19 protein-coding genes are annotated in these 25252 nt (G+C 47.1%); 12 read left to right on the top strand and 7 right to left on the bottom strand.

Annotation, left to right across the window (positions count from 1 at the left end; genetic code table 11):
• Positions 1-85 precede the first annotated feature (85 nt).
• The 6 genes from ICL80_RS12965 to ICL80_RS12940 all read left to right on the top strand — a co-directional run bounded on the left by ICL80_RS12965 (position 86) and on the right by ICL80_RS12940 (position 7844).
• Positions 86-1153 carry an isocitrate/isopropylmalate dehydrogenase family protein gene (locus ICL80_RS12965; RefSeq protein WP_380083321.1) on the top strand — a complete coding sequence of 356 codons (1068 nt, stop codon included), beginning with the start codon at positions 86-88 and terminating at the stop codon, positions 1151-1153.
• Positions 1153-2535, top strand: coding sequence for an NAD-dependent succinate-semialdehyde dehydrogenase (locus ICL80_RS12960; protein WP_194215865.1), 1383 nt, complete (start codon positions 1153-1155; stop codon positions 2533-2535). Before ICL80_RS12965 ends, ICL80_RS12960 begins: the two co-directional genes overlap by 1 nt.
• Complete coding sequence (locus ICL80_RS12955) at positions 2532-2939, top strand: cupin domain-containing protein (RefSeq protein WP_194212932.1); 408 nt, start codon at positions 2532-2534, stop codon at positions 2937-2939. The genes ICL80_RS12960 and ICL80_RS12955 overlap by 4 nt, the downstream gene beginning before the upstream one ends.
• A 32-nt stretch (positions 2940-2971) precedes the next feature.
• Positions 2972-3808, top strand: a complete 837-nt coding sequence (locus tag ICL80_RS12950) for a class I SAM-dependent methyltransferase (protein ID WP_194212929.1) — start codon at positions 2972-2974, stop codon at positions 3806-3808.
• 32 nt (positions 3809-3840) lie between these two features.
• Entirely contained in the window at positions 3841-6399 is a 2559-nt protein-coding gene (gene acnA / locus ICL80_RS12945) for an aconitate hydratase AcnA (RefSeq protein ID WP_228073515.1), read from the top strand.
• 128 nt (positions 6400-6527) lie between these two features.
• On the top strand, positions 6528-7844 hold the full coding sequence (locus ICL80_RS12940; protein WP_194212925.1) for a CitMHS family transporter: 1317 nt from the start codon (positions 6528-6530) through the stop codon (positions 7842-7844).
• A gap of 9 nt (positions 7845-7853) precedes the next feature.
• Here ICL80_RS12940 and ICL80_RS12935 read toward each other — a convergent pair whose 3' ends face one another.
• Positions 7854-8951 (bottom strand): ABC transporter substrate-binding protein, encoded by a 1098-nt coding sequence (locus ICL80_RS12935; RefSeq protein ID WP_194212923.1) that lies wholly within the window; start codon positions 8949-8951, stop codon positions 7854-7856.
• 86 nt (positions 8952-9037) lie between these two features.
• Between ICL80_RS12935 and ICL80_RS12930 the strand changes: the two genes are divergently transcribed.
• From ICL80_RS12930 to ICL80_RS12910, 5 genes are all read left to right on the top strand, one after another.
• A complete protein-coding gene (locus ICL80_RS12930) occupies positions 9038-9706 on the top strand; it encodes a response regulator transcription factor (RefSeq protein WP_194212921.1) in 669 nt (222 codons plus the stop codon).
• Positions 9703-11121 carry a sensor histidine kinase gene (locus ICL80_RS12925; protein WP_194212919.1) on the top strand — a complete coding sequence of 473 codons (1419 nt, stop codon included), beginning with the start codon at positions 9703-9705 and terminating at the stop codon, positions 11119-11121. Before ICL80_RS12930 ends, ICL80_RS12925 begins: the two co-directional genes overlap by 4 nt.
• 120 nt (positions 11122-11241) lie before the next feature.
• Complete coding sequence (locus tag ICL80_RS12920) at positions 11242-12621, top strand: M20/M25/M40 family metallo-hydrolase (protein ID WP_194215864.1); 1380 nt, start codon at positions 11242-11244, stop codon at positions 12619-12621.
• 12 nt (positions 12622-12633) lie between these two features.
• Positions 12634-13749: a PepSY-associated TM helix domain-containing protein gene (locus ICL80_RS12915; protein ID WP_194212916.1), complete on the top strand. Its 1116-nt coding sequence runs from the start codon at positions 12634-12636 to the stop codon at positions 13747-13749.
• Positions 13750-13786: 37 nt separating this feature from the next.
• Positions 13787-14572: a GDSL-type esterase/lipase family protein gene (locus tag ICL80_RS12910; protein ID WP_194212914.1), complete on the top strand. Its 786-nt coding sequence runs from the start codon at positions 13787-13789 to the stop codon at positions 14570-14572.
• 54 nt (positions 14573-14626) lie between these two features.
• Here the strand turns inward: ICL80_RS12910 and ICL80_RS18285 are convergent, their stop codons facing one another.
• Positions 14627-14944: a helix-turn-helix domain-containing protein gene (locus tag ICL80_RS18285; protein ID WP_194212911.1), complete on the bottom strand. Its 318-nt coding sequence runs from the start codon at positions 14942-14944 to the stop codon at positions 14627-14629.
• A 265-nt stretch (positions 14945-15209) separates the two neighbouring features.
• Between ICL80_RS18285 and ICL80_RS12900 the strand changes: the two genes are divergently transcribed.
• Positions 15210-16745, top strand: a complete 1536-nt coding sequence (locus tag ICL80_RS12900; protein WP_194212909.1) for a Fic family protein — start codon at positions 15210-15212, stop codon at positions 16743-16745.
• A gap of 72 nt (positions 16746-16817) precedes the next feature.
• On the opposite strand, the gene ICL80_RS12895 is transcribed toward ICL80_RS12900, so the two are convergent.
• The 5 genes from ICL80_RS12895 to ICL80_RS12875 all read right to left on the bottom strand — a co-directional run bounded on the left by ICL80_RS12895 (position 16818) and on the right by ICL80_RS12875 (position 25179).
• Entirely contained in the window at positions 16818-17270 is a 453-nt protein-coding gene (locus ICL80_RS12895) for a hypothetical protein (protein ID WP_194212907.1), read from the bottom strand.
• A 43-nt stretch (positions 17271-17313) separates the two neighbouring features.
• Positions 17314-18452, bottom strand: a protein-coding gene (locus ICL80_RS12890) for an IS3 family transposase (RefSeq protein ID WP_392389792.1) whose coding sequence is annotated in 2 segments (ribosomal slippage) — positions 17314-18182 and positions 18182-18452 — 1140 coding nt in all. Because the reading frame shifts where the segments join, the coding sequence is not laid out codon by codon here.
• A gap of 272 nt (positions 18453-18724) precedes the next feature.
• Positions 18725-20434, bottom strand: a complete 1710-nt coding sequence (locus ICL80_RS12885) for a tannase/feruloyl esterase family alpha/beta hydrolase (RefSeq protein ID WP_194212903.1) — start codon at positions 20432-20434, stop codon at positions 18725-18727.
• 115 nt (positions 20435-20549) lie between these two features.
• The gene (locus ICL80_RS12880; RefSeq protein WP_194212901.1) at positions 20550-22892 is read right to left on the bottom strand and encodes a penicillin acylase family protein; all 2343 of its coding nucleotides are present in this window, start codon (positions 22890-22892) and stop codon (positions 20550-20552) included.
• A 274-nt stretch (positions 22893-23166) separates the two neighbouring features.
• Entirely contained in the window at positions 23167-25179 is a 2013-nt protein-coding gene (locus tag ICL80_RS12875) for an amidohydrolase (RefSeq protein WP_194212899.1), read from the bottom strand.
• Positions 25180-25252: the final 73 nt, after the last annotated feature.

Genomic DNA, 25252 nt, shown 5'->3' with positions numbered 1-25252 from the left:
CGCACGACAGAATCTTGCAAGAATAGTCTGTTAACGTTTGAAGATTCCTGGCGGAATGATTTGTGTAAGGATATGTGATATGGATGTGAAATTTCTGCTGTTACCGGGTGATGGTATTGGCCCAGAGATCAGTGCCGCAACGCGTAAGGTGTTAGAATGTCTCGCTGAGAAGTGCAAATTCACCCTTCACCTTGAACAGCAAGACATAGGTCTTGCCAGTTTAAAGGCGCAAGGTAGCACCTTGCCAGATGACGTTATGCATAACATCTCTGTTGTAGATGGTGTTGTCCTTGGGCCGGTTTCTCATTATGAGTATCCGCCGCGCTCCCAAGGAGGGATTAATCCTTCTGCAGAGCTTAGGGTTGTGTTTGAGCTGTACGCAAATATCCGTCCATGTCGCTCACGGCCAGAACTTACAATTCTACGTAAGCCTATGGATCTTGTTATTGTGCGAGAGAATACGGAAGGCTTTTATTCTGACCGGAATATGTTTGCTGGCACTGGCGAGTTCATGCCTGACGAAAATATGGCTCTTTCTGTCCGTAAAATTACAGCAAAAGGGTCAGCTCGTGTAGCGCGTGCAGCATTTGATCTAGCGCGTGGGCGGCGCAAAAAGGTTACAGCTGTTCATAAAGCGAATGTGTTGAAGTTATCAGATGGCCTGTTTTTGCGCGAAGTACGGAAGGTTGCAGAACAATATCCGGATGTGGAATTGGAAGAAGTTATTGTCGATGCAGCGGCAGCCTTGATGATCCGTACCCCGGAGCGCTTTGATGTAATGGTAACAACCAATATGTTTGGCGATATCCTCTCAGATGAAGCTTCAGAACTGACGGGCAGTTTGGGCCTTGGTGGTTCAATCAATGCTGGAGACGGTATCTGTGTTGCGCAGGCACAGCATGGCTCTGCGCCTGATATTGCAGGGCAAGGTATAGCCAACCCCACGTCCCTTATTCTCTCAAGTGCAATGTTGCTTGATTGGCTTGGCCGTCGTCGGGGTGATGGTTTACTAATTGCTGGGGCCGCTGCACTTGAAGCTGCTGTTGAGCGGGTGCTTGACGATCCTAAAAGCAGAACACGGGATATAGGAGGCAGTCTGGGAACTGCAGGTTTTGCGGATGCTGTATGCGCTGCCATAAAGGCTGCACTGTGATACAGTATTCCTGTAACCCTGCAACAGGCGAGACGTTAGCTAAGTATGACATACAGAGTGCAAGCAATGTAGACATCCGCCTTTCAGCGGCAATTACCGCGCAAGTGGGTTGGCGACAAAAAAGCTTGTCACAAAGAGCTGAGCTTCTGAGAAGTATGGCTGACGTACTGCGTACCTATAAAGGTGAGTATGCGCGGATCATTACCCTTGAGGTGGGTAAGCCTATAAGAGAAGCTGAGGCTGAAATTGAAAAGTGTGCACTGAACTGTGACTTTTACGCAGAGCGGGCGCCTGAATGGCTTGCTGATACAAAAGTTGAAATCGAGGACTTAGAAAGCTTTGTTGTATATGACCCGCTAGGAATTGTTCTAGCAATTATGCCGTGGAATTATCCTTTCTGGCAGGTTTTTCGCTTTTTAGCACCTGCACTTGCTGCAGGTAATGGTGCTGTTTTAAAACATGCGGCAAATGTACCGCAGTGCGCATTGGCAATTGAAAGTGCACTGGGGGAAGCAGGATGCCCAAAAGGACTTTTCACTTCTTTGTTGATTGAAACAGAGCTGGTTGAAAACCTTATAAAAGACCCAAGGATTGCTGCTGTCACACTTACTGGATCAACGGCTGTGGGCAAGATCGTTGCTTCGCAGGCTGGCGCAGCCCTTAAAAAGCAGGTACTTGAGCTTGGTGGGTCTGACCCTTTTATCATTTTCGAAGATGCAGATATTGAGAAAGCAGCGATTGGCGCTGTTAAAGGGCGTTTTCTAAATGCCGGGCAAAGCTGCGTAAATGCAAAGCGCTTTATTGTGGTTGATAAAGTTGCTGATGCATTTGTGACGGCGTTCAAGGCTAAGACTGAAGCTTTAGTGATGGGTGACCCTATGTTACCTGAAACAGATATTGGCCCTATGGCCCGGGCAAACCTCCGTGACCAATTGCATAGTCAGGTTCAGCGTACACTAGCGGCTGGCGCAACGCTCGTTCTTGGTGGTGCACCTGTAGAAGGGCGCGGCTTTTATTATGCGCCAACAATTCTGGATAATGTAACCCTTGATATGGCGGCTTTCTACGAAGAAATCTTTGGGCCAGTCGCCGCCATTATAAGGGTACCAGACGAAGACACTGCCATTCGCTACGCCAACCAGACAGAGTTTGGCCTTGGCGCTTCTTTGTGGACAGAAAATAAGGTGAGCGCGAAAAAAATAGCTCGCCAGATAGATGCGGGTGCCGTGTTTATCAATAAAATTGTGGCATCTGACCCACATCTGCCATTTGGCGGTATTAAGCAGTCAGGATATGGCCGTGAGCTGGCAGATGTTGGCTTGCGGGAATTTGTGAACATTAAAACGCTCTGCGTTGAAAAAACTAAGGGTCGTAAGCTATGAAACATCCGCCTGTTATTTTAAGGCCTGCCATACTGCCATCAAAAGACCGTAGCGGGGGTATTCGTACCACGCCGCTTGTGACTGCCAAGGTTGGATCAGAGCAGATGCTGAACGGCTTGACGGTGTTAGCGCCAGAGGCCGCTGTACCGCTACATATTCATAACTGTGAAGAGAGTGTGCTGGTTGTTTCTGGGGCAGGTAAGGCGACCATAGACGGTGTAGAGCATGATGTTGCATCAGGTGATACAACATGGATACCTGCTGGCATTGAGCATTTTTTCAGTAACCCCTCCACCACAGAACCTATGATAATCTTTTGGACCTACACCTCTATTGACGCAACGCGCACCATTATAGCAACCGGCGTCACAACACGCATCGATGAAGAACATAAGCCGAGCTAAATACTGGATGGTTACGGAGGATAGGTGACATTATGGCAGCTAAGGTTCCTGTGCAGAACGATATCGCAACCAATACTATTGGTAAGCATATTTTTGGCTTAGATACAAAAGGATATCAGCTTGGTCGGCCTGAGTATCCTGAAGGGCTTTATGCGTATTTACGTAACCGGGGTGCTCTTTTTTCAAATTGCAGAGTGTTTGAAGTAGGCCCAGGAACAGGACAAGCAACAAGACGGTTACTGGCTGAAAATGTGGTAACTTTGGCTGCAATAGAACCTGATCCAGCTCTTGCTGGTAATTTACGCCATGCCTGTGGTGATGCACTGGCCCTTAAAGTTATAAATAGTGGCATTGAAAACGCCCCTCTAGAACAGGTTTCTTTTGATTTAGGTGTTGCAGCGACTTCTTTTCACTGGGTTGATCAGGCGAAAGGCTTGGCAGCCGCGATGCAACTTTTAAAGCCAAATGGCTATTGGGCCATGTGGTGGAATATTCTGCATGATCCGGTGCATGACCTTTTTAGTTTTGAAGTACTACCGCTTTTGAAAGGGGTGGATTTGCCGCCATCTTTAAGCGGCGAGATGCATGAACATTATGCACTACAAGTAAATGCTCGTCTGGATGACTTGAGAAATGCAGGCTTTGAAGCCACCGAGTATGAAGTGATAAGCACAGAAGTGCTGATGACTGCCAAACAAATGAGGGCACTTTATGCCACATTTTCCATGATTAGACGCCTTGATGAAACAGCCCGTGAAAAAACCCTTTCTGGTATAGAAGCGGTAGTCGAGAAAAAGTTTGGTGGTCATGTGAAGCGGGTTTTCCTGACGCCATTATATCTTGCTCGAAAGCCGCGTAACGTTTCATGATCTATAGTAACTACAAGTAAGGTATGGCTTTTATGCTTGAAGCACAGATATTGTCGTTGCCGTTGAGCTTAGGTAGTAAACTGGAGCGTATGCCATGGATACACCGTATTCTGGCTGAAAATCTTTTACGCCATGCCTCCATTAATGAAGATGCTTCAGTGGCAGCGCAGCGCTGGCTTGTGGAGGGGCATACAGATGTGGACCTGCCTTTCTACCCCGCTAGAATTATGATGCATGATACAACTTGTGGCCCGGCTCTTGTGGACCTCGCTGCACTACGGTCTACCATTGCGGAGCAAGGCGGTGACCCTGAAACAATTAATCCTGTACTTCGTGTGGATGTATCGACAGACCATTCTCTTGCGATTGACTATTTTGGCACACCCGATGCTCTGCAGCAGAATATGGCAGCAGAAATGCGCCGTAATAGCGAGCGCTTTTCGTTCATGAAATGGGCCAGTCGCACATTCGAAAACATGCACGTGTATCCGCCTGGTACAGGTATCATGCACACCATTAACTTAGAACAATTGGCCTCTGTTGTACAGGAAGGTGTGTGGCATGGTAGCAAGTGGTGTTTTCCGGATACTTTGATCGGTACTGACAGCCATACACCAATGGTTAATGGGATTGGTGTTCTGGCATGGGGGGTTGGTGGGCTTGAGGCGGAAAGTGTTATGCTAGATATGCCTGTAATGCTGCGTGTACCGGAGGTGGTGGGTGTTTATCTCTCAGGGTACTTAAATGAGGGTGTTACAGCAACAGATTTGGCTCTGACTATCACGAAACTCTTGCGAGATACGGCTGTAAATAGCCGTTTTGTTGAGTTTTTTGGCCCCGGGGTGTCCAGTTTGACGGCCGGTGAGCGATCAGTAGTTGCTAATATGGCCCCAGAATACGGCGGGGCGACCGGCTATTTTCCTGTTGATGAAAAAACCATAAAATATCTTCAGTCAACGGGTAGAGACCAAAGTCATATAGTTATGGTTGAAGACTATACTAAGCGGCAAAAGCTATGGTTTGATCCCGAGGCTACCCCTGATTACGACGAAGTGACTGCGCTTGACTTGTGTACTGTGCAGGCAAGTGTTGCAGGCCCGCACCGTCCGCAGGACTTACATCCTCTATCTTCAGCAAGCGAGATATTACCTTTGACTTCGAAAAAGGGGGAGCGTGCTAAATGGCCTCAAAAGCCTATCGTCCTTTCTGCTATTACAAGCTGTACCAATACAAGCGATCCGCGCCTTCTTGTTATGGCTGGCCTTGTGGCAAAGAAAGCCCATAAGCTGGGCCTTAGCCTACCTAAATGGATGAAAACCAGCTTTGCCCCCGGCTCCCCGGCGACTGCCATGTATCTGGAAAGGGCAGGAGTGCTTTCTGATCTCAATGCTTTAGGATTTGGCATTACCGGCTATGGCTGTACGGTCTGTATTGGAAACTCTGGCCCTCTCACAGAAATGTCCGCGTCTGCGATTGATGCAGGTGAGATTGAGCCTGTTGCAGTATTAAGCGGGAATCGTAATTTCTCAGGGCGGGTACACCGTCAAATAGAAAATTCGTTTCTGGTATCCCCTCCTCTGGTCATAGCATATGCGCTTGCAGCAGATTTTTCAGTGAATCTGACCAAAGGTCCAATAAGCCACACACCAGAGGGTAAACCGGTTTACTTGTATGATATCTGGCCAAGTGCAGCAGAGATAGACGCGGCGCTGACAAAAGCCTCTCATCCGGCTGACTATAGTAAAGCCTTTAAAACAGCAGAAGCTTCAATCGAATGGCGCACCTTAAAAACACCGAAAGGTGTACAGTACCCTTGGGACGAGGCGTCAACCTATATCCGTAGGCCACCCTTTGCTGCATACGGTAATAAACCGCGTATTGGCACATACACAGCTTATCCGCTTTTGGTTGTGGGGAATGATATTACAACGGATCATATTTCCCCTGCAGGCACGATTGCACCGACTAGCGATGCAGCGATGTGGCTGCAAGAATACGGCGAAGATATTGCTGACCTTAATGTATATTCAGCACGTCGCGGCAATTGGGAAGTGATGATACGCGGACTATTTAACAACAGGTCTGTTGTTAATATGCTTGCTGAAACTATACCCGCAGGACAAACAGTGCATGCACCTTCTGGTGAACTTATGCCCTTGTGGCTCGCGGCGGACCGCTACCGGCAAGGCGGCGATTCTGTAGTTATTGTTGCGGGTGAGCGCTACGGCATGGGGTCATCCCGTGACTGGGCTGCAAAAGGTGTCTACTTGCTGGGTGTAAGAGCTGTTCTGGCGCTTAGTTTTGAACGCATCCATCGGTCTAATCTTATTAATATGGGGATCATACCGCTCATTTTGCCTGTAGAATTGGCACCCGCTAATATGAAGCTTTGTTCTTCTGACACCATCAGTGTTGGCGCGGCTGAGGCCAATCTTACAACACATGCGGATATAGAATGTCGTATCATTAGCCAAAGTAAAGGCGAAAGAATATTTTTTGCCCGTGCTGCGATCGAAACACAGGCAGAGGTCGAAACCCTGAAGATGGGTGGAATGTTGCCGCGCCTTATTTCTGAAAAGCTTTCAAAATAGCCAAGAATGCAAGACATTAGGACTAACTCTATACCTGACAGCATGATGACAGATAGTTACGTTTACTCTGTTCCTTCAGTGAGTAAAAGCAGCACCAAGATGCTGGGTAACTAAAGGTTTTTAAGATTATGCTTTCAATATTGGCCTTTTCAATGGTCGCGACATTCATGACCTTAATCATGACAAAACGACTTTCGGCCTTAGTAGCCCTAATTCTTGTGCCTAGCTTGTTTGCCCTGCTTGGTGGTTTTGCTGCAGGCCTTGGTGATATGATGCTTGAGGGGGTGAGTAATTTAGCACCAACAGGTGTTATGCTTTTGTTTGCTATCCTTTATTTTGGTGTCATGATTGATGTAGGTCTGTTTGACCCGCTCATCAATGCTGTGGTGAAGCTGGTACATGGGGATCTTGTTAAAATCACGGTTGGCTCTGCTGTTCTTGGCCTTGTCGTCGCAATGGATGGCGACGGTACAACCACATATATGATTACCGTTTCGGCTCTTCTACCCTTGTACCGTCATATGAAAATGGATGTGCGGGTTATGGCCTGTATCTTGATTATGGCTGTTGCAGCAATGAACCTACTGCCATGGGGTGGGCCGACATCACGTGCGGCAACAGCACTTGGTATCGACCCGCGCGAGCTGTTTGTTTCGATGATACCAGCCATTATTGTTTCGGCTATCTGGGTTATCATTGTTGCCTATATCCTTGGGGTGAAGGAGCGGAAGCGTCTTGATTCAGCTGAAGTGGAAAGGCTTAGCAATGTACCCCTTACCCACTCTGAAATTGACGGTGATGATAGCGGTAAAGACATCAGGCGACCCAAATTGTTTTGGTTTAACATGACACTAACTGCTGGCTTGATGGGTACTTTGATATTTGGTGATTTGCCTCTGCCTGTTTTGTTCATGTTGGCCTTTGCAATTGCTATAATGGTGAACTATCCATCAATTGTGGATCAAAAAGAACGTATGGCTGCGCACGCTGGCAATGCCCTTGCAACAGCAGGGCTTGTGTTTGCGGCCGGTATTTTTACTGGGGTTCTATCTGGTACGCATATGGTGGATGCTATGGCAGGAACGGTGACAAATGCCATACCGGAATCTTTCGGGCCATATATGGCACCAATCACAGCATTTATTAGTATGCCTTTTACCGTACTTATCTCAAATGATGCTTTTTATTTTGGTATGCTACCTATCTTGGCCAAAGCAGCGGCAGAATTTGGCGTTACACCAATGGAAATCGCGCGAGCATCTCTTGTGGGGCAGCAGATACACCTTTTAAGCCCGCTTGTGGCTTCCACATACCTTCTAGTCGGGGCATCTGGTATTGAGCTTGGTGATCATCAGCGTTTCACAATGAAATGGGCTTTTAGTGCATGTATTGTATTTTTTATTGCATGCATAGTGTTTGGTATTTTCCCGTGGCGTGTGGGGTGAGGCTTTAAATTACTCACCCTGCATTGCTATTTTCCAACGTTCAAGAAAACGGTGGCGTTTAAGTTGGTCAAGATAAGTAAGCAGTGTTGGACCTATTCGCACAGGGCGCTCTACAATGGAGGCAGGGCGGTCAGCCTGATTAATAGCAACATCTTCACGCCCCAACCCCATGTGAATTTGAGCCAGCTCAGTTTGGCCAGCATGAGACAACAGGAAGTCAAGGAACAACTTAGCGGCATTTGGATGACGTGCTTCATTGGGAATAATGGCTATCCGCGATACAACCAAAGTATAATCAGATGGCAGGACAACTTTTATGTCTTGATTTCGTTCTGCAAGCGCAAGGGCATAAGAGCCAATCACATTATAGGCAATAGCTTGCTCGCCGTTTACCAGTTTATCAAGCAGAACACTACTGGACGCGTAAAGCGAAGGATCGGTAGCCCCAATTGCAGAGATCAAACTCCAGATATCATGATTGGCTTCGTAATCCTGAGTGAGGTGCAAATACCCAGCCCCCGAAAGTTGGGGGTCATATGTCGATATCTTTCCCTTGTAATACTCAGGGTGTTTTTTAAGAAGCTGCATGAAAGAATAATGAGATTGTGGTACATAATCAGAGTCAATCAGTTTGCTGTTATAGGCAAAAACAATTGGCTCTGCTGTAATGCCATAAGCTTCATTTTTCCACATTGCCCAAGGTGGTAGATTGGGCTTTTCAGGAGAAGAATAGGCTTGAGCATGTCCATCATTGACAAGTTTGATTTGCAAATCCATGGCAGAACTCCAGACCAGATCAGCAGAGGCTGTTTGATGCTGGCTAGAGGAAATAATTCTGTCATAGATATCTGTAGATCCAAGCTCGTGGTAGTCAATCTTCAGGAAAGGGTATGTTGTGCGGAAAGCATCAAGGAGTCCTTTAACTTCATTGGCATCTGTTGTCGAATAAATGACAATAGTTTGTTCGCGCTCAGCCGCTGTTATAATATCAGAATAAGAACGTGGATAACCTTTGGGCGTATGGTTTGCGGCTGTTAGAAATACTATTATGATAATAGCTAAAGGGAATTTAAAGAGATTTTGTGCAATGTTAGTAGAGCGATGCATGGTTAGGCCTCTCCCGCATTTTTGAGGATCATACCACAAAATCGTTTAAAGTGTATTTCTGTCGCTGTTCTGTCAAAGGGTTAATAATGGCACGTGTACTTTTGGTTGAAGATGATGAAGCCCTTTCAAGAGGGCTAACAGCCACCTTATGTGCGGAAGGTTACTCTGTTGACCCGGCACTGAACGGTGAAGATGCTTTAATGATGATAGCGGATGAACCCTTTGCAATTGTTATTCTGGATGTTGGGTTACCAGATATTTCAGGCTTTGAGGTTTTGAAAAAGCTACGAAAGAAAGACCATACTGTACCTGTTATTATGTTGACGGCCCGTGACGCCCTTGAGGATCGCATACACGGCCTAGACCTAGGAGCTGATGACTACCTACTTAAGCCTTTTGAGGCTGAAGAATTGTCGGCTCGGTTGCGTGCTTTGCTAAGACGGCCTTTGGTTGACAGTTCTCCAACTGTTTCTATAGGAAATCTGGAGGTTGATCGAGCTCGGTGTGAAGCCAGAATTAATGGTATAGATTTGGAATTGAGACGCAGAGAATGGGTTGTGCTGGAAAGACTTATTGTACACGCAGGAAAAGTCGTGTCGAAAGAACGCTTGGTTTCTGAGGTGTTTGGATATGATGAAGCCGTAGCACCAAATGTGATAGAGGTTTATATAGCAAGGTTGCGGCGTAAACTGGGGCCTACCGGCCCTAATATCCGCACGATGCGCGGGCTGGGCTATGTAATGGACATAGAATGAAATGGAAGTTTGCTGACTTAAGATCATCGTTAACATCAAGGCTGCTTGTTGGCCTGATTATGCCGACGGCGGCACTAGCACTTCTCTTGGGCGTTGGGGGTGCTTTTACTATCCAGAATATTGTTGAAAGCGTGAACGACCGGCTATTGTCTGCCGCAGGGCAGGCAATAGCAGATACTGTTGCACTTGAAGACGGAGAGGTAACGCTCGACTTACCGGTAGCCGCTTTTGGCATGCTGGAAAATGAAGAGCGCGATAATGTTTATTACAGCGTGCGGCGCGGTAAAGATCTTATCACGGGCTATAAGGATTTGCCCGTCATAGACTGGCAACCGACAATAAACAGTGAAACACGGTATATGTATTCCTCTTATCGGGGTCACTCAGTCAGGATTGTGGCAATTTCACGCCGAGTCCCACGGGTGGCAGAGCCTGTAATTGTGCAAATTGCCGAAACGCTTACCGCACGCACAAGCCTCCGAAACCAGATGCTGATTGCCCTGATACTGCTTGAGCTTCTACTTATAACCATTCTGGTATTTTTGCTCCCCGTTGCTGTGAAGTGGGGCTTGGCACCCCTGTCCCGCATCCAAAAAACAATAAATTCACGAGCGCCGACAGATTTTACCCCTATAGGCGAATATGGTGTGCCTATTGAAATGCGTAATTTTATTACAGCATTTAACGGGCTTATTACAAGATTGCAGGACGCCGTACAGGGTATTCGCCGCTTCACTGCAGATGCATCACACCAGATGCGCACCCCTCTTTCAGTCTTGCGGGCACACCTTGAAGTGATAAGGCGTGAAGGCTTGGAGAGCGCGGCCGGGCGAGAATCTTTTGCTGATGTAGAGGCCGCAACAGTTAAGCTACAGCGCCTTTTAACGCAGTTACTAGCACTGGCCCGGGCAGAAGGTGCGAAAGAACGTATTACCTCCTTTATGGAGCCTGTTGACCTTGTTGGTCTTCTGCGTGAGATAGCAGAAACTTATGTGCCCGCTGCCCTGAAGGAAAACGTAGAGCTACAATTTGAAAGTCCAGTGCACCAGCTACAAGTATCTAGTGTTGAGGTTTTTGCCCGAGAGCTCCTTGCAAATCTTGTTGATAATGCGATCAGGTATAACAATGGAAATGGCTTTGTCTGGCTTTCGATAAGGCTGGAGGAAAAGGAAGCAATCATTAGAGTTGAGGATAATGGCCCGGGTATTCCTGCAGAAGCAAGGGTCGACATCTTTAAAAGGTTTAGGCGTGTGCCTCGTGACCAGCAGGCGGAGGGCAGCGGCCTGGGGCTTGCTATTGTAGAAACCCTTGCAGAAGCGATTGGCGTAAAGGTGAGGGTGACAGATAGAGTGCCCGCACCGGGGCTATGTGTGGATGTACACTTTCCAATAATGCTGAAGAAGCCGCTCATGTGACAGCCACATGAAAGGCTGTACCCGTAGCATTAGGGCAAGGATAAATAGTTTCAGGAGAAGGTAGTGGCAAATCTTACTACACCACGGAATGGCTTTGTTTGTGTACTTTTAGCAACCACAATGGCTTTAACAGTTTCTTCTTGTGTTGAAGCAAAACCGCGTGAGGGAGAAGCTCAGTTTCGTGAGCTTTATAAAGAGCTAATTGAAACAGATACAAGCCTTTCAAGTGGCAGTTGTACACTTGCCGCAGAGCGCATGCAGGCGCGCTTGATACAAGCGGGCTTTGCAGACACTGAAGCGCGTGTTGTTGTGCCTGATAGCTTCCTAAAGCAAGGTAATCTTGTTGTTCACTTTGAAGGGGAGAATAAGGCCTTGAAGCCAGTTTTGTTTATGGCCCACATCGATGTGGTTGAGGCAAAACGCTCTGATTGGGAACGTGACCCTTTCACCCTTTATGAAGAGAACGGCTATTTTTATGCACGTGGTGCTGTTGATGATAAGGCAATGGCATCGTCGTTTGTGGATGCATTTGTCAGGTTTAAGAAAGCTGGTTTTAAGCCACAGCGTACCATGAAGCTTGCTCTGACATGTGGTGAGGAAACAGACTCGATTTTTAACGGAATTCAGTATTTGCTAGCAAAACAACCTGAAGCGCTTCAGGCCGAATGGGCTATTAACGAGGGTGGTAAAGGCGCGCTTGATAGCGATGGGAACTTTGTTTCCTTTGGTGTGCAAAGCGGTGAAAAAATCTATCAAGACTTTACACTGGTTACCACGGCCCCGGGAGGGCATAGTGCACGCCCTGTGGATGATAATGCAATCAACCGATTATCAGCAGCATTGGTGCGGATTGGTGACTATAAATTCCCGGTTGACCTGACACCGGCCTCCAAAGGTTTTTTTGGCCGCTCAGCAGTATTGTGGGACGGTGAACGCAAGGCTGATATGGCAGCAATTGGTGCAGGTACTGCAGATGCAGCCGTGTATAACCGTATCGCGAAAGCTAACCCGCTTTGGAATGCATTTCTGCGCACAACATGCATCTCAACACTTGTAAAAGGTGGCCATGCCCCAAACGCCCAACCACAGCATGTAGAAGCCAATATAAACTGCCGTATTATTCCAGGCGAGAGTATTGATGCAATAAAAGCGCAGCTTGAAAAATTGATCAATGACCCACTTATAGAAGTGAGCCTTGCTGATGCGCCCGGCCCACAATCAGATGCACCACCGCTTTCGCCAAAAATTATGGAGCCGATCGAAACAATTACAGCTGACATGTGGCCAAACGTTCCTGTTATCCCGACGCTTAGCAGTGGCGCGACAGATGGGCGTTTCCTTAATGCAGCCGGAATACCGACATACGGTGTTTCAGGCGTTTTTGTAAACCCAGATGGTAATGGTGTGCACGGTCTTAATGAACGGATCAGGGTTAGGTCACTACTGGATGCACGTGACTTTTTATACCGCCTGATGAAATCGTATGCTGTTACTGAATAAGTAAATATCATTATGATGACACGTAAAAGATTACTGCAGCTTCATCGTTGGTCAGGTGTTGTTTTTGGGGTTTTGCTACTTGTTCTGTCTGTTACGGGCACAAGCCTCGTTTTCAGGGACGAGATCGAGGGGCTTATTCATCCTTCTTTGACTGTTATCAAAGGCCCCAAAACGGTGCCTATACAGGCGGTTATTGCTAAATCTTATGAGCAGTATCCAACTGCAGCTATTCGCCGTGTGGTTATGCCTGATGACCCGGAAACTGCCATAATAGTACACATGAAAGACAATATGTCAGGTGACACCATTTTGCTCGCTGTTGATCCATATACAGCAAATGCTATTCGGGGTGGTGGTCTTTCAGCTTGGCCGATGGAGCTTTTATTCCATACTCATGATAGCTTACTCGCGGGCAGTATGGGCGAGTTTATTGTTGCTATTGAAGGCATTGCTCTTTTGTTTATGGCAATTACAGGCTTGTTTATTTGGTGGCCCGGCAAGAAGCGCCTGAAAAATGGTTTTAAGGTTTTCAAGAATGCAGGTATAGAGAGATTTGTGCGATCACTGCACCGTTCGGCTGGCGCCTGTGTTGCAGCTATTCTGATTATATCTGCTGTTACAGGTAGCTTGATGCTCTTTAAAGCAGACCTATACCCGGTTGTTGGTGCAGTTGCTAAGATTGTACCCCGTCCAAAACCTTCCATTGCTGCACAGCCAGAGCAAACTATGATGGATGTGGACACGTTCATTGCCAAGTCATTGCAGAACTATGGCTCGTCACGTGTGAGAGAGATCAGGCTTTTTGGTCAGTACGGGCAGGTTGCTGCTGTTTATTTACAAGACGAAAGTGTGCATCGCAAAAATGCTGCAAAGCAGATTTACTACAACCGCTATACAGGGGATGAGGTTGACCACTATATGCCTAAAGACCTGCCCGCCGCGACCACTTTCTTTGACTGGCTTTTCACTGTTCACACTGGTGAGGCTGCAGGTTTTTTAGGGCGTATGCTTATTTTTGTTGGCGGTTTAGGGTTAGTGTTTTTCGCTGGTAGCGGGCTGTGGTTATGGTCGCTCGGGATTGTTCAGAAACGGTCACGGAAGTTAAGGTCGTCATCTAGTAGGACCTGACACAGCTGATATGTAGCCAGAATGCAGGGATTAAATTATGAAAAATAGGATCACAAAACCCATTACGGTCGTTTTGGGTATGGCGATACCTGTTATAATGGGGCTAGGGCCTGCGACAGCCGGGCAACCTAGCTCTATGGGTGACATTACTCTGCGTGACTTTGCTGCCAAATGGATGATGCAACTCAGTGATATTGCGAATATTGGATACTATGCGGCAGCAAATGAAGCGCTTTTAGAGGCACCTGACAACCGCAGGCGTGTGGTCCTGATGGGAGATTCAATAACGTTCCACTGGGAACCAGAAAGCCTGCCAAAGGTTAAGGGGGTGCAACTTATCAACCGGGGGATCGCTGGCCAAAACAGCAGCCAGATGTTGCTCCGCTTTGAAGATGATGTTGTTGCTCTTGGCCCGAAAGCGGTTGTTATTCTGGCTGGAACGAATGACTTACGGTCATTCGTTGGGAGCCCGAGAGATGCTACCCCGCAGATGGTGGCGCGATTATCACGTAATATAATGGCAATGTGTGATATTGCCAATGCTCATGGCATATATGTTGTTTTATCAGCCATACCACCTGTGGGTGCTGGTCAAGACCCAAATAAACGGGACCCTGAGGCGATTCTTATAGCCAATGAATGGTTACACCAGTTTGCAAAAAAGCGTGGCTATGCTTTTGTGGATTATTATAATAACTTAGTTGGGGATAACGGCTATCTGGTGCCTGAACTTACCCATGATGGCCTACACCCCAATATAGTAGGCTATAGGCGTATGAGTTCAGTATTTCAGCGTAGTCTTGAAACGCTTTTTGTGAAGTGAACGTGTCATAATCTACTTGGTTTTTCACAAATTATTTTCGACTTTCTAGAAACATTAAAAGTCGAGCCATGTACCCTTGCTAGGGGCTATTCCAAAGATTCGTATGAATATAGCACTGAAGCCGCTTAGGCTATTATAACCCAAATCATAAGCAACGGTGGACACTTTTTCGCCTAATGATAATCGTGGTAAAGCTTCGTGCAGTCGCATAAGGTGTCGCCATGTCAAAAAACTTACTTTCATTTCTTGCCTAAAATGACGAGTAAAACTTCTGGTGTGTAGGAATGTACGACCTCGTGGGACTCTTCGTGTAATTTGATTTGCACGAAGGACGATGGATATGAACAGTGATGAAAGAGCGATCAGGCGCAAACTGTGTAGTCAGACATAGCGAAAATACTTGCCTGGGTTTAGGGCAACAGTTTTAAGTTATAGTCGTAAAGCTGTTGTCCCTGGTACGTGGTGCCTATATTGGCCTCTTCGAGAAGACATTGGGAGGTGGCAGTAAGGTAGATTGAGATCTAAAGTTACTAAAATTCATAAAAATATTAATAAATTATAAAATTTCATATAAAGTAATCGTTTTTCATGATAAGGTGATGCAGTTTTAAATTTTCATGCTTTAGGAACACTTTTCATGGAAGCGTATCAAAAGAATCCATTTTCAGGTCCAGTTACCATTTTTCAGGAACGTAGGCTACCTGAACAGGCTAAGCCAGTCGGGTATGCTGCGCTGATTGATGCTTATGAGCTTGCCGCTCCTATTCCCATAAGACTTGCAGCCATTGGGGCGCATCACCGGATCACGGAAGTTGATAACTGGTTGCTTCTTACCCCTCGTCACGATCCTGAGGCGTCTCTTGAAGGGCAGCTCATCTTTGCCCTCAAATATGAAGGCCTGGATCTGGCCGTTTTGAAACGTCTGTTTCTGACCGTTGGTGATGAGCCGATTGAAGTGATTGTTAAGGCCAGCCCAACAGGTGGCTATGCCCGGCGCATCTGGTTCTTGTATGAGTGGTTGACCGGGCGCAGGCTTCTCCTGCCCGACGCCCAAAATGGCAGTTATGTGCCTGTTGTTGATCCCAAACAACAGTGGGCGACAGGCGGCAAAACTGTATCTCGATATCGCGTGAAGGATAATCTGCCCGGCACACCTGACTTTTGTCCCATGGTTTTTAAAACAAAGTTGATTACCGACTTTATGGACATGGATCTGAAAAGCCAGGCTGAGAAAGCGGTCGCTGCTGTGCCCAAGGATATCATGGCGCGGGCGGCAGCGTTTCTCTTGCTGAAAGATTCCAAATCCAGCTATGTGATTGAAGGCGAAAATGCGCCGCAGGACCGCATTCAGCGTTGGGGCAGGGCGATTGGAGAAGCTGGTCTTCGCGCTCTTGATCTTGACGAGTTAAACCGGTTGCAGAGCATAGTCATTGGGGATCAGCGTTTCATTCGTATGGGCTTGAGAGCTGAAGGTGGTTTTGTGGGAACCCATGACCGGGATACGCAGGCTCCTCTACCTGATCATATTAGCGCCCGGCATGATAATTTACTGTCGCTTATTGACGGTCTTGTTGCCTTTGATCGGCTGGCAGCAGATATTGATCCAGTGATTGCTGCCACTGTACTTGCTTTTGGATTTGTTTATATCCATCCATTTGAAGATGGTAATGGTCGGATACACCGGTATCTGATCCATCATATTCTGGCACACCGGGGCTTTACGCCACCTGGCATGACTTTTCCCATATCTGCGGCCATTCTGGATGAGATTGATAAGTACCGGGTAGTACTTGAGAGCTATTCAAAGCGCCTGTTGCCGCTGATTGACTGGCGCCCTACAGCCTCCAATAATGTTGAGGTCATAAGTGATACAGCCGACTTCTATAGGTTCTTTGATGCAACACCTCATGCGGAATTTCTTTTTGGATGTGTGCAAAGGACAATTGAACAGGATCTGCCGCAGGAGGCTGCTTATTTGAAAAGCCACGATGTTGCCTTAACAGCCATCATGCGCCGGGTAGAAATGCCGGACCGGCTGGCAGAGAAGCTGGTACTCTTTGTTCGGCAAAACGGTGGACGTCTGTCTAAGAAGCGACGAGAACGAGAGTTTGGCGCGCTCACAGACAAGGAAGTTGAAAGCCTGGAAAGCATCATAAACGATGCTTTTGACTGATTATAATGGTGATCTTGTGTTGGGATCGGGGATCGCGCTTCAGGAAAGAAAATCATAGTATCCCATACGCTATCAAGTCACATCAAGTATGGGCAAATAATCCGTATACAACTTGAGTTTAACTCCAGCTCCCGCAACCAACTTAACTTGCTGAGCAAGTTCACCAGACCCTTCGAACGAAAGTTCGGAGGGTTTTGTTGTTCCAGATGACCCGCTGCCGCCGAGCGGCCCTGCGGCGCTTTGGTGTTTGCCAGTGCTGCTCAGCGCCAGTATCTGCGCCAGTTCGCCCTCTATATCAAACGTGAAGCCAGCCTCTGTCGGTGTGAGCGTAACTATGTCTAAGAGTGCGCGGATGGTCTCAAAGGCTTCCCTGTCATCTTTGTCAGCCTTAAAGCTATCCGCTAGGATTTTGACCTTCTCCCTGTAAAGCGTGCTCATATGCGGATGGAGGAGCATGGGTGGTTCTGAGCTTATGCCAGAGAGGCTGGCTTCAAGCTCTATCTTCTCTGCTTCAAGCACCTTCATCCGACTTGGACTTGCTTCGGTTTAGTGGAGAGCATTTTCAGTTTTAAGCGGCCCTTTTTTCGAACTGAATGGGGCTTAAGTATCCCAATGTCGAATGACGGCGTCTGGGATTATAGAAATCACCGATATAGTGTGCAATCATATTTGTAGCTTCCTTTCGTGTTGCAAAACTTGTGCGCCAGACAAGTTCAGTTTTAATGGTTTTAAAGAATGTCTCCACCACGGCATTATCATAGCAATTTCCCTTGGCTGACATAGAGCCGGTCATACGGTATTTTTTCAGACGCTTGCGATACTCGTATGAGCAATATTGACTGCCCCTGTCGCTGTGATGGATCAGGCCGGGAGGCGGTTGTCTGAGGATGAAAGCCTTGTCCAGAGCTTCAAGGGCCAGCTCCTTTTTTAGCCTGTTGCTTGTGGCCCAGCCAACAACACGACGGGCATAAAGGTCAATGACAACTGCCAGATAGAGCCAACCTTCCATTGTCCAGATATAACTGATATCAACACCCCATTTCCTGTCTGGCGCAGAAGCTGTAAAATCTTGCTCCAGCAAGTTAGGAAACACGGGATTATCATGATGGCTATCTGTTGTGCATTTGAACCGCCTTTTTTGTCTGGCTTGCAGGCCAGTCTCTTTCATCAGACGGGCAACACGCCGACGGCCAACAGAAAACCCACATGCTTGCAACTCTGCTGCCATACGGGGACTGCCATACGTATCGTTTGACTGGCGAAAATAGCTGCGTATATGGACAAGCAACACCATATCATCGCGCTGTCGCTTGCTGACAGACCTCTTCTTCCAGGCATAATAACCACTCATACTGACATTCAGCAACAAACAGGCACGCTCAACAGGCAGACAGGCCCTCTTCGCATCAATAAGGGAAAACCTCACCGACTTTCCCGGGCGAAAAGAGCTGTAGCCTTTTTTAATAAATCGCGTTCTGCCTTCAGAAGTTGAACTTCCCGTCGCAGAAGGGCAAGCTCCTTATCCTTGTCATCTGAAACAGCATCCGGCTGGACTGAATGACGATGCTGGCTAACCCAGCGGCAAAGAGTGGATTTACCTATGCCCAAATCTGAGGCAATATCCTGTCGCTGACGATCACTCGTTAACGCAAGACGAACTGCTTCTTCCTTAAATTCTTTTGTAAACAATACTCGATGTGAAGACATGTAATAACTCCAAAGTCTAGGATCATATCAAATGCTCTCCACTAAACCGAAGCAAGTCCAATGGCTGCCTAGTATTAACAAATGGACCCAGATACTCTCTTAATTCTGAGACCCTAAAAACCCATATTTATCTGATGACACACACATTATACAGAAACTTACGAGGTTTCTTAACAGGTCTGGCTGTATCAGGCACGCCCACCCCAGCTCTACACCGCTGCCTAAAAGCTTGCGGCGTGTTGCTGAGATGGGCGTGCTAAATTATTTCGAACCTATGGCTTTTTGGGCTCGTAACTCGACGCGACATTGGGGTCACCCTTGCCCTTATATTTGGAAATCAAGGGATACGGGTATATCGGGCGTTCACGGTAAGGCGTGCCTTGTGATTCGTCGAACATCACAATATCTGTGGGCCAGAGGAGTTTTTCCCCCCATTGGGTGCGAAGATCACGCCGCTCTTCAGTCTCGTCCTTGACGATAATCTTTGTTGGCCGTTCGTTTTTCTCAACCCACTTTTCGAGTTCAGTGAGGGCATCAAATTCGTATGGACCAGTTCCACCACTACCGTGCACCAAACCGGGGACAGTATAGAGTTGTATGAAATCAGCGACTTCTTTTCTGCCACCCATCTTTTGCTCAATATTCTCCAGCCAATCAATAGAGGCAGCTGGCGAAATAAGGGCATCGCCCCAGCCATGCACGATTATAATCTTGCCGCCGTTTTTCTTGAATTCGCTATAGTCTGGATTGCTAGCGTCGTAGATTTCGGCCATGTCTGCGAAATCATCCTTGCTTTTTTCATAGTCAAAATCCAACCAGTTGAAGTCGGAACCCCTTGCTTCGCGGTAGACCATATATTTAAGGCCCGTCCGTGACGCATCCAGAGTATAAGCAAGCGCTGGCGAATTGGGATAAAGCGCTTCAGGCCAATCAGGCTCTGAGCCGCGATCAGTTCCCCATGGGAATATTACGTTGCCTTTTTCGCCTATCGAGGGGGCATACATTTTGCGCAGCGATTCAACCTGTGGCTGGGTCAGGCACATATCCGTTTCTGGCCCTTCACACAGAAGTTCGACAGGATCCCAGTCGCATTTGCGTGGATCGTCAATAATCCCATCTTGCAAGCCATCAATTTTGTCGCAGGCTTTGGTTACAGCATCATGCACTTTCGGCAGTTTTGACGAATCCATTACAGCATTCTCACCGTCTGGATATGCTGCGCGCGCCAGCCATGGCAAATGTGCCGTGTTCGTTAACTGATAGTATGGAACCGGCGCTTTGGCGAAAATGCCGTCAAAATCTTTTGGGTAGCGCATAGCTGAAACGAGCCCAGCCGTTCCACCCTTAGAGAAGCCTGCAATATAAGAGTGTTTTGGCGGCTTACCGTAAAATTCTTTGACCAGTGCTTTACCAGCTTGGGCAACAACATGGTTAGCGCGGTAGGCAAAATCAATCCGGGCCTCAACATTATTATATGCCCAGACACCGTCGAAACCGACCGCCCCATAATGGCCGCCATCATTGGTTACCACTGCATACCCACGGGCAAGGCCGGGCATCAATGCTTCTTCGTTCAGCTGACCGCACCATCCTTCACAGGCGGCTAACAGAAACCGACCATTCCATTTTTCTGGTGGCGGCATATGCATCATGAATTTAATATTCGGGGTCATATAGCCCTCAACCGAACAATGCTCAGGAAACACTTTAAGCATCGGCGTTGGTGCGCCTTGGACCTGACCACGTTTCTTATAGTATAAGCGGCTATCTTCTGGCGTTTCCTGTTCTATAGCAACAGAAGCCCAAACAACGCGGCCGGGCACGTCAGCAACTTCTGTAAGAGAGAACTTGTTAAGCGCCATGCATTTGTTTGTATATTTAGGCTCAACGGCCGAAGTTGTTGCAGTAGGCTCGGTAGCTTGAGCCATTGAAGTTGATACCATCCCAAGGGCGGACATCAACACGAATAGATGTTTTCGCACTACATTCTCCTATATAATTTTATGGTAAAAGCATTTGGACTGAATGAAAAATGTCAGCAATTTTCGAAATTATCCAAACGTACATATGCTTTTACTTCCTTCAGCGGCGAATAGCTTATTTTCCGGGGTTAAGGGTTACTGATTTTACAATCTCAGCATCGGCAAGTTGCTGCTCTGTAAAGGGTAATCTGTATAGTTTCTTTTCAGAGAATAGCTTCAGCTGTGCTGTGCGACCCTCTGAATCTTTATTTTCAGACTGGCCATGACTCAGAAGTACATCTGCAATGACCTCGCCATTTTCCCATTGCACCCGCTCCAGGTACACTGTGCCGAACAGAATGAAAGGGAACCCATCTTTGGTTAAAGGGGCTGGCATTTCGCCGTTCAGCAAACCTTCTTGATATGACCCGCCATGCAAAGGGATGCGTTCGCCGTTTCCTGTCGCATACAAGGCATTGCCCCAAGGTTCATCGGCACTAAAGCCCAAGTCTCTAAGTTCACGTACAGAGGTAGCTAATGCTGCCACTAATTGCGGTGCTGTTGTCTCGTTAATATGAATCTGCGAACCTGCATAAGGGTCACCTGAAACACTGGTGGACAGGATAGAGTTGATCTGAACAGCTTTGGTCCAGAACACGTAGTGCAGAAGCGCGCCTTTGCTGTCTGAGTTGTTTTTTCTGTCCCACTTACTCAGTACATCACAGGCTGTTGCAACATCTTCTTCCGTAGAATTTGCGCAAAGAGCCAGTATTTCATCGAGGAAAGTTTCGGCTGCAAAGTTCCGGTTATCAAAAATAACATCCAGAGCTTCTTCTGGGGTAACAACGCCGTCTGCACTGATTTCTTTCATACGGATTGACGACATAATTAGCCTTGGGTCATAGCGAAGACCAGCTGCTTTTTTATCCCCCGGGCTAAGTTTGTTCAAATGGCGCCCAAAAAGAATGGAATGAGCCTCCTGAGCCTTTCCGTATTCGGTATATTTGTAACTGTTATTAGTATTTTGGATAATGCCCCGTGTGATTATGTCGGGATAAAAAGACCGGGGTGCGGCAAGTGCTTTGCCGTCACTATCGCGGAATGTACATTTGGACTGTGTACCATCCAGTATTTTGTAGGCTGCGGAACTACCCCCTACATGGCACTCTTCAATCTTTTCGTTGGTAATGGCGGGCACATTGCCTGCTACTACATACCCTGCATCTCCGTACCTATCCGCAAAAAGTAACTGCGAAAGAATTCCACGATTATCCGCGACAGCATCAACAAATTCGTCGGCATTTTTAGCGCGGGCTGCTTCAAGAAACTGGTCAATACCACTTGCGTTTCCTTCATTGGCATTCGTTATGGCATACCAACCAGCCGGTCTTCCCGGCCCGTTTGGTAATTTATAAGCCATACCCAGTTCGGAAAAAGCAAAATCAAAAGATTTTGTAACGACTTTGCCGTTTTTCTCAAGAACCTCTCTTGATACTGTTCGGATCTCAAGCGGTTTTCTTGTGCCGTCCATCAGGTATGTTGGGTTGTCATCAGACTCTTCCACATCCATCAATTGCAAGACATATGGTGTTACGGTAGCTGCATCCAAAATCGTCCAGGCAACATCTTTGTTAAAGCCTGTCATTGGGGCCGGAACACCAAGAAAAGAGGACCCTGCAAAATCAATTTCACCCGGTATGGTAAGATGAACTTGATGCATGTATATCCGCTGCTGATGCGGGCGGCGCTCCCAAGCTGAGTGTGGATTTGCAAACATCATGGCACCATCGCTGCCAACAACATTGCCACCATAAGCCCAACCATTACTGCCAAAGCCGCTCTCTACAACAACTGGCGCAGAGTGATTGGGGTGAAAAACTTCTGAAGTTTTGGTTGTTTTCCATGCGGAAGCAGATGTTATAAAGGATGAAGCGATATCCACTAGTTCCTTCATGACACCAAACGCCATTGCAGATCGAACGATATCTGTTTCCTTGAATTCAACCAGAGGCTCTTCTCCGCATATGCCTTCTTTTTCAGCCTCAGAGAGAGTCTCTACATAATAATTCAACCCCCGGGTTACGCCGCGAATGAGATCTTTTGTTTTTGGTTGCAGGTTTTCAAGTTCTGACAGCACCTGGTCTTCAGGTAATCGCATGCTGTAGATTAAGTCTGAATTGAGGTTTGTGGTCCTTAAAAAACCAACAGTGGCGAAGCCGTCTGGTCCGTAAACACGAGATCGTTCACCCCTGAGGGCCAGTGCGCGGCCAGAATTTTCACATAGCCGATCTTTCCCTAGCACATAACCATAACCAAAACCTAGGTCTTCATAATTATCTGCTGTAATATGAGGATTGTCGTATTCGGTCCATTTTATTTCAACTGAGCGGCCACCCGTTTCAGTGGGGGCGCTATTGGCACACCCGACTAAAGAGGAAGATACTAACGCACTTATGGCTATTTTTCTTAGAGAAACCATTACTGCCTCCTTGCTAATCAATTATTTTATTATGTGTAAATATTTTACCATTGGTGAATAATTTGTATATTATGAAGAAATAAGCTGTCAAGGTAAATTAGCCATTCAGGCTATTATACGGCCGAGCGGTTATCGGCCCTTTTTTGTATAGATTTTTAAGATTAGCCTGAGTATGGCATTAAAAAAACAACGACCTGCAAGGCCGTGGTTAACGTGGCCTTGCAGGTCTGTAGTTGATACGGTCTTATATTAGCTTGGCTTGGTCTAGTCTAGCTTACTGATCTACCGAATTGGCATCATATATAATGTGGCCATCAAATATAGTAGTAAGCACTTTTGTACCGGCAATGGCTTCAGGCTGCCCCTTTTCAGCTAGCTGTACTATATTGCGGTCAAGTATAATCAGGTCAGCTTGCATGCCTGCGTCTAAAGTTCCAAGAGTGTCTGCATGTGCCATCATTTTGGCACTACTACGCGTATAAGAAGCGATCGCCTGATGGATGTTCAGTCGCTCTGTAGCGTTTAAGACAATTCCGCCCGCTTCCCTAGTTACAGCGGTGGCCATGCTGACAAACGGCATAGGATCGCGGCTACCTACTGGTGCGTCACTTCCAAAAACCGGAATACCACCAGCTTCTAACACGCTTTTAAAGGGATATGCCTCTTTTATATAGGAATGGGCAGGGTTATATAGGTCATTTCTACCAGAAACCTTATCTATAAATGGTATGACCGTCATTTCATAATCTGGTAGTGGGCTGGCCCAGACATAAGTGAAAGCCACAAAGGTGCCTAATTTAGACAAGCGCTCGACGTCTTCTTTTTTCCCTATTTGCAGGTGTGCAATGCTTTGAGTTAGCCCTTTGCTCTTTGCCTGCTCTGCTACAGCTTCAAAAGCATCGGCAGAGACTTTTACAGCACGATCTGCAATGGCGTGAATATGCACATGGTAACCGGCCTCTGTTGCTTCACGTACCAGAGCTTTAATAACCGTTTCTGGTTGTGCCAAATGGCCATACTGTTTGATGCAACGTGACGGCGCATACCCATGCTTTTGTTTAAAGTTGGTAATGGCATTTAGTGTATTAAATACATCAGGGTTCCTTTGAACCTCTTGGCAATGTGGGCTTTGAAAGTCGACATATCCAATGACGTCTGTCTCACCTGTTTCTGGGTCAAGGTTAAAAAGGGGCTGTTCATAGCCGTCAATCATTGCGGCATTAGGCAATGAAGGCGGGTCGGCGCGGGGGTTTCCTTCAAGCACGCCGTCGGCGAAAATTTTCATGGCAGAGGTGTCAATATACTTTGCGCCGTCTGCTTTGTGGCGAAGTTTTTTCAGCTCATCAATCGCGGTCTTTGCAGCTGTGTCGCTATCCGGGTTTTTGCTATCCGGGTGTGCCACAAGGGCTGTTCTTAACCGAAATGTAAGCCCGCCATTTTCTGCAAGCCACAGGTAATGGTCAAGGATGGCCTCGGTCACTGCAGCATCCTGTATGGATGTAATACCAGTTTCTGCCATTTTTGCTGCCACCCTAGGCATTAAGCTGGAAGAGGGTGAACTAACACCGAGCATATCATTGTCCATATCAGCCCGAACGATGTTGCGGGCCCCTTCCATCATGCCACCTGTGGGTTCGCCTCTATCATCAACTGCAATAAGGCTTTTGTGGGCAGCGTATGTAGTTTTAAGGGTTTCAGCATTAATGGGTATGGCAGGGCTTTGCAATGCGAGTGAGTTTACAGCCCCGTGGTGACCATCATTACCCCACATGATAATTGGGTGTGTGCTAGATGCGGCATCCAGGGCAGCTCGAATTGTTGGATATTGGGTACTGGGCTGGTTTCCTTCAAAGGGGTTCCATTGCAGGACCGGGACCCATTCGCCGTCAGGTATATTATAGGTGCGAATACATTCCTGAATGACTGGTACTAACTCAGCCAGTGAATAGACAGATGCATCCAGATCACACATGTCTGGCCGCACAGAACCAAGCGCGTGAATGTGCATGTCGTGCAGTCCGGGCATTACCATTTTACCCTCTAGATCACGAACAAGGGTGTTGGGTCCTTTATGCTGCGCTATGTCTTCGGATGTTCCTGTGGCTATGATGCTGTTGCCTTTTATAGCAATTGCTTCTGTAACAGTGTGCGCTTCGTTTGCTGTGTAAATATATCCATTAGTTAGAATAAGGTCTGCAACGAGGGGAGGTTCTTGCTGTGCTGAACACCCGTTTAAGCATAATGCCAAGATGCAGGTAACTATATATAATGTATTGTATTTTTTCATTCTGTATTCCTTGCGGCCTGATTTTGGGCATTATCATGATATCGCAAGCCATAAGGATGCACCTCAGGCGAGC

The sequence above is a fragment of the Kordiimonas pumila genome, assembly GCF_015240255.1.
Lineage (GTDB): Bacteria > Pseudomonadota > Alphaproteobacteria > Sphingomonadales > Kordiimonadaceae > Kordiimonas > Kordiimonas pumila.
The sequence above is the reverse complement of the archived record's forward strand: the minus strand, read 5'-3'. Positions and strand labels throughout refer to the sequence as shown.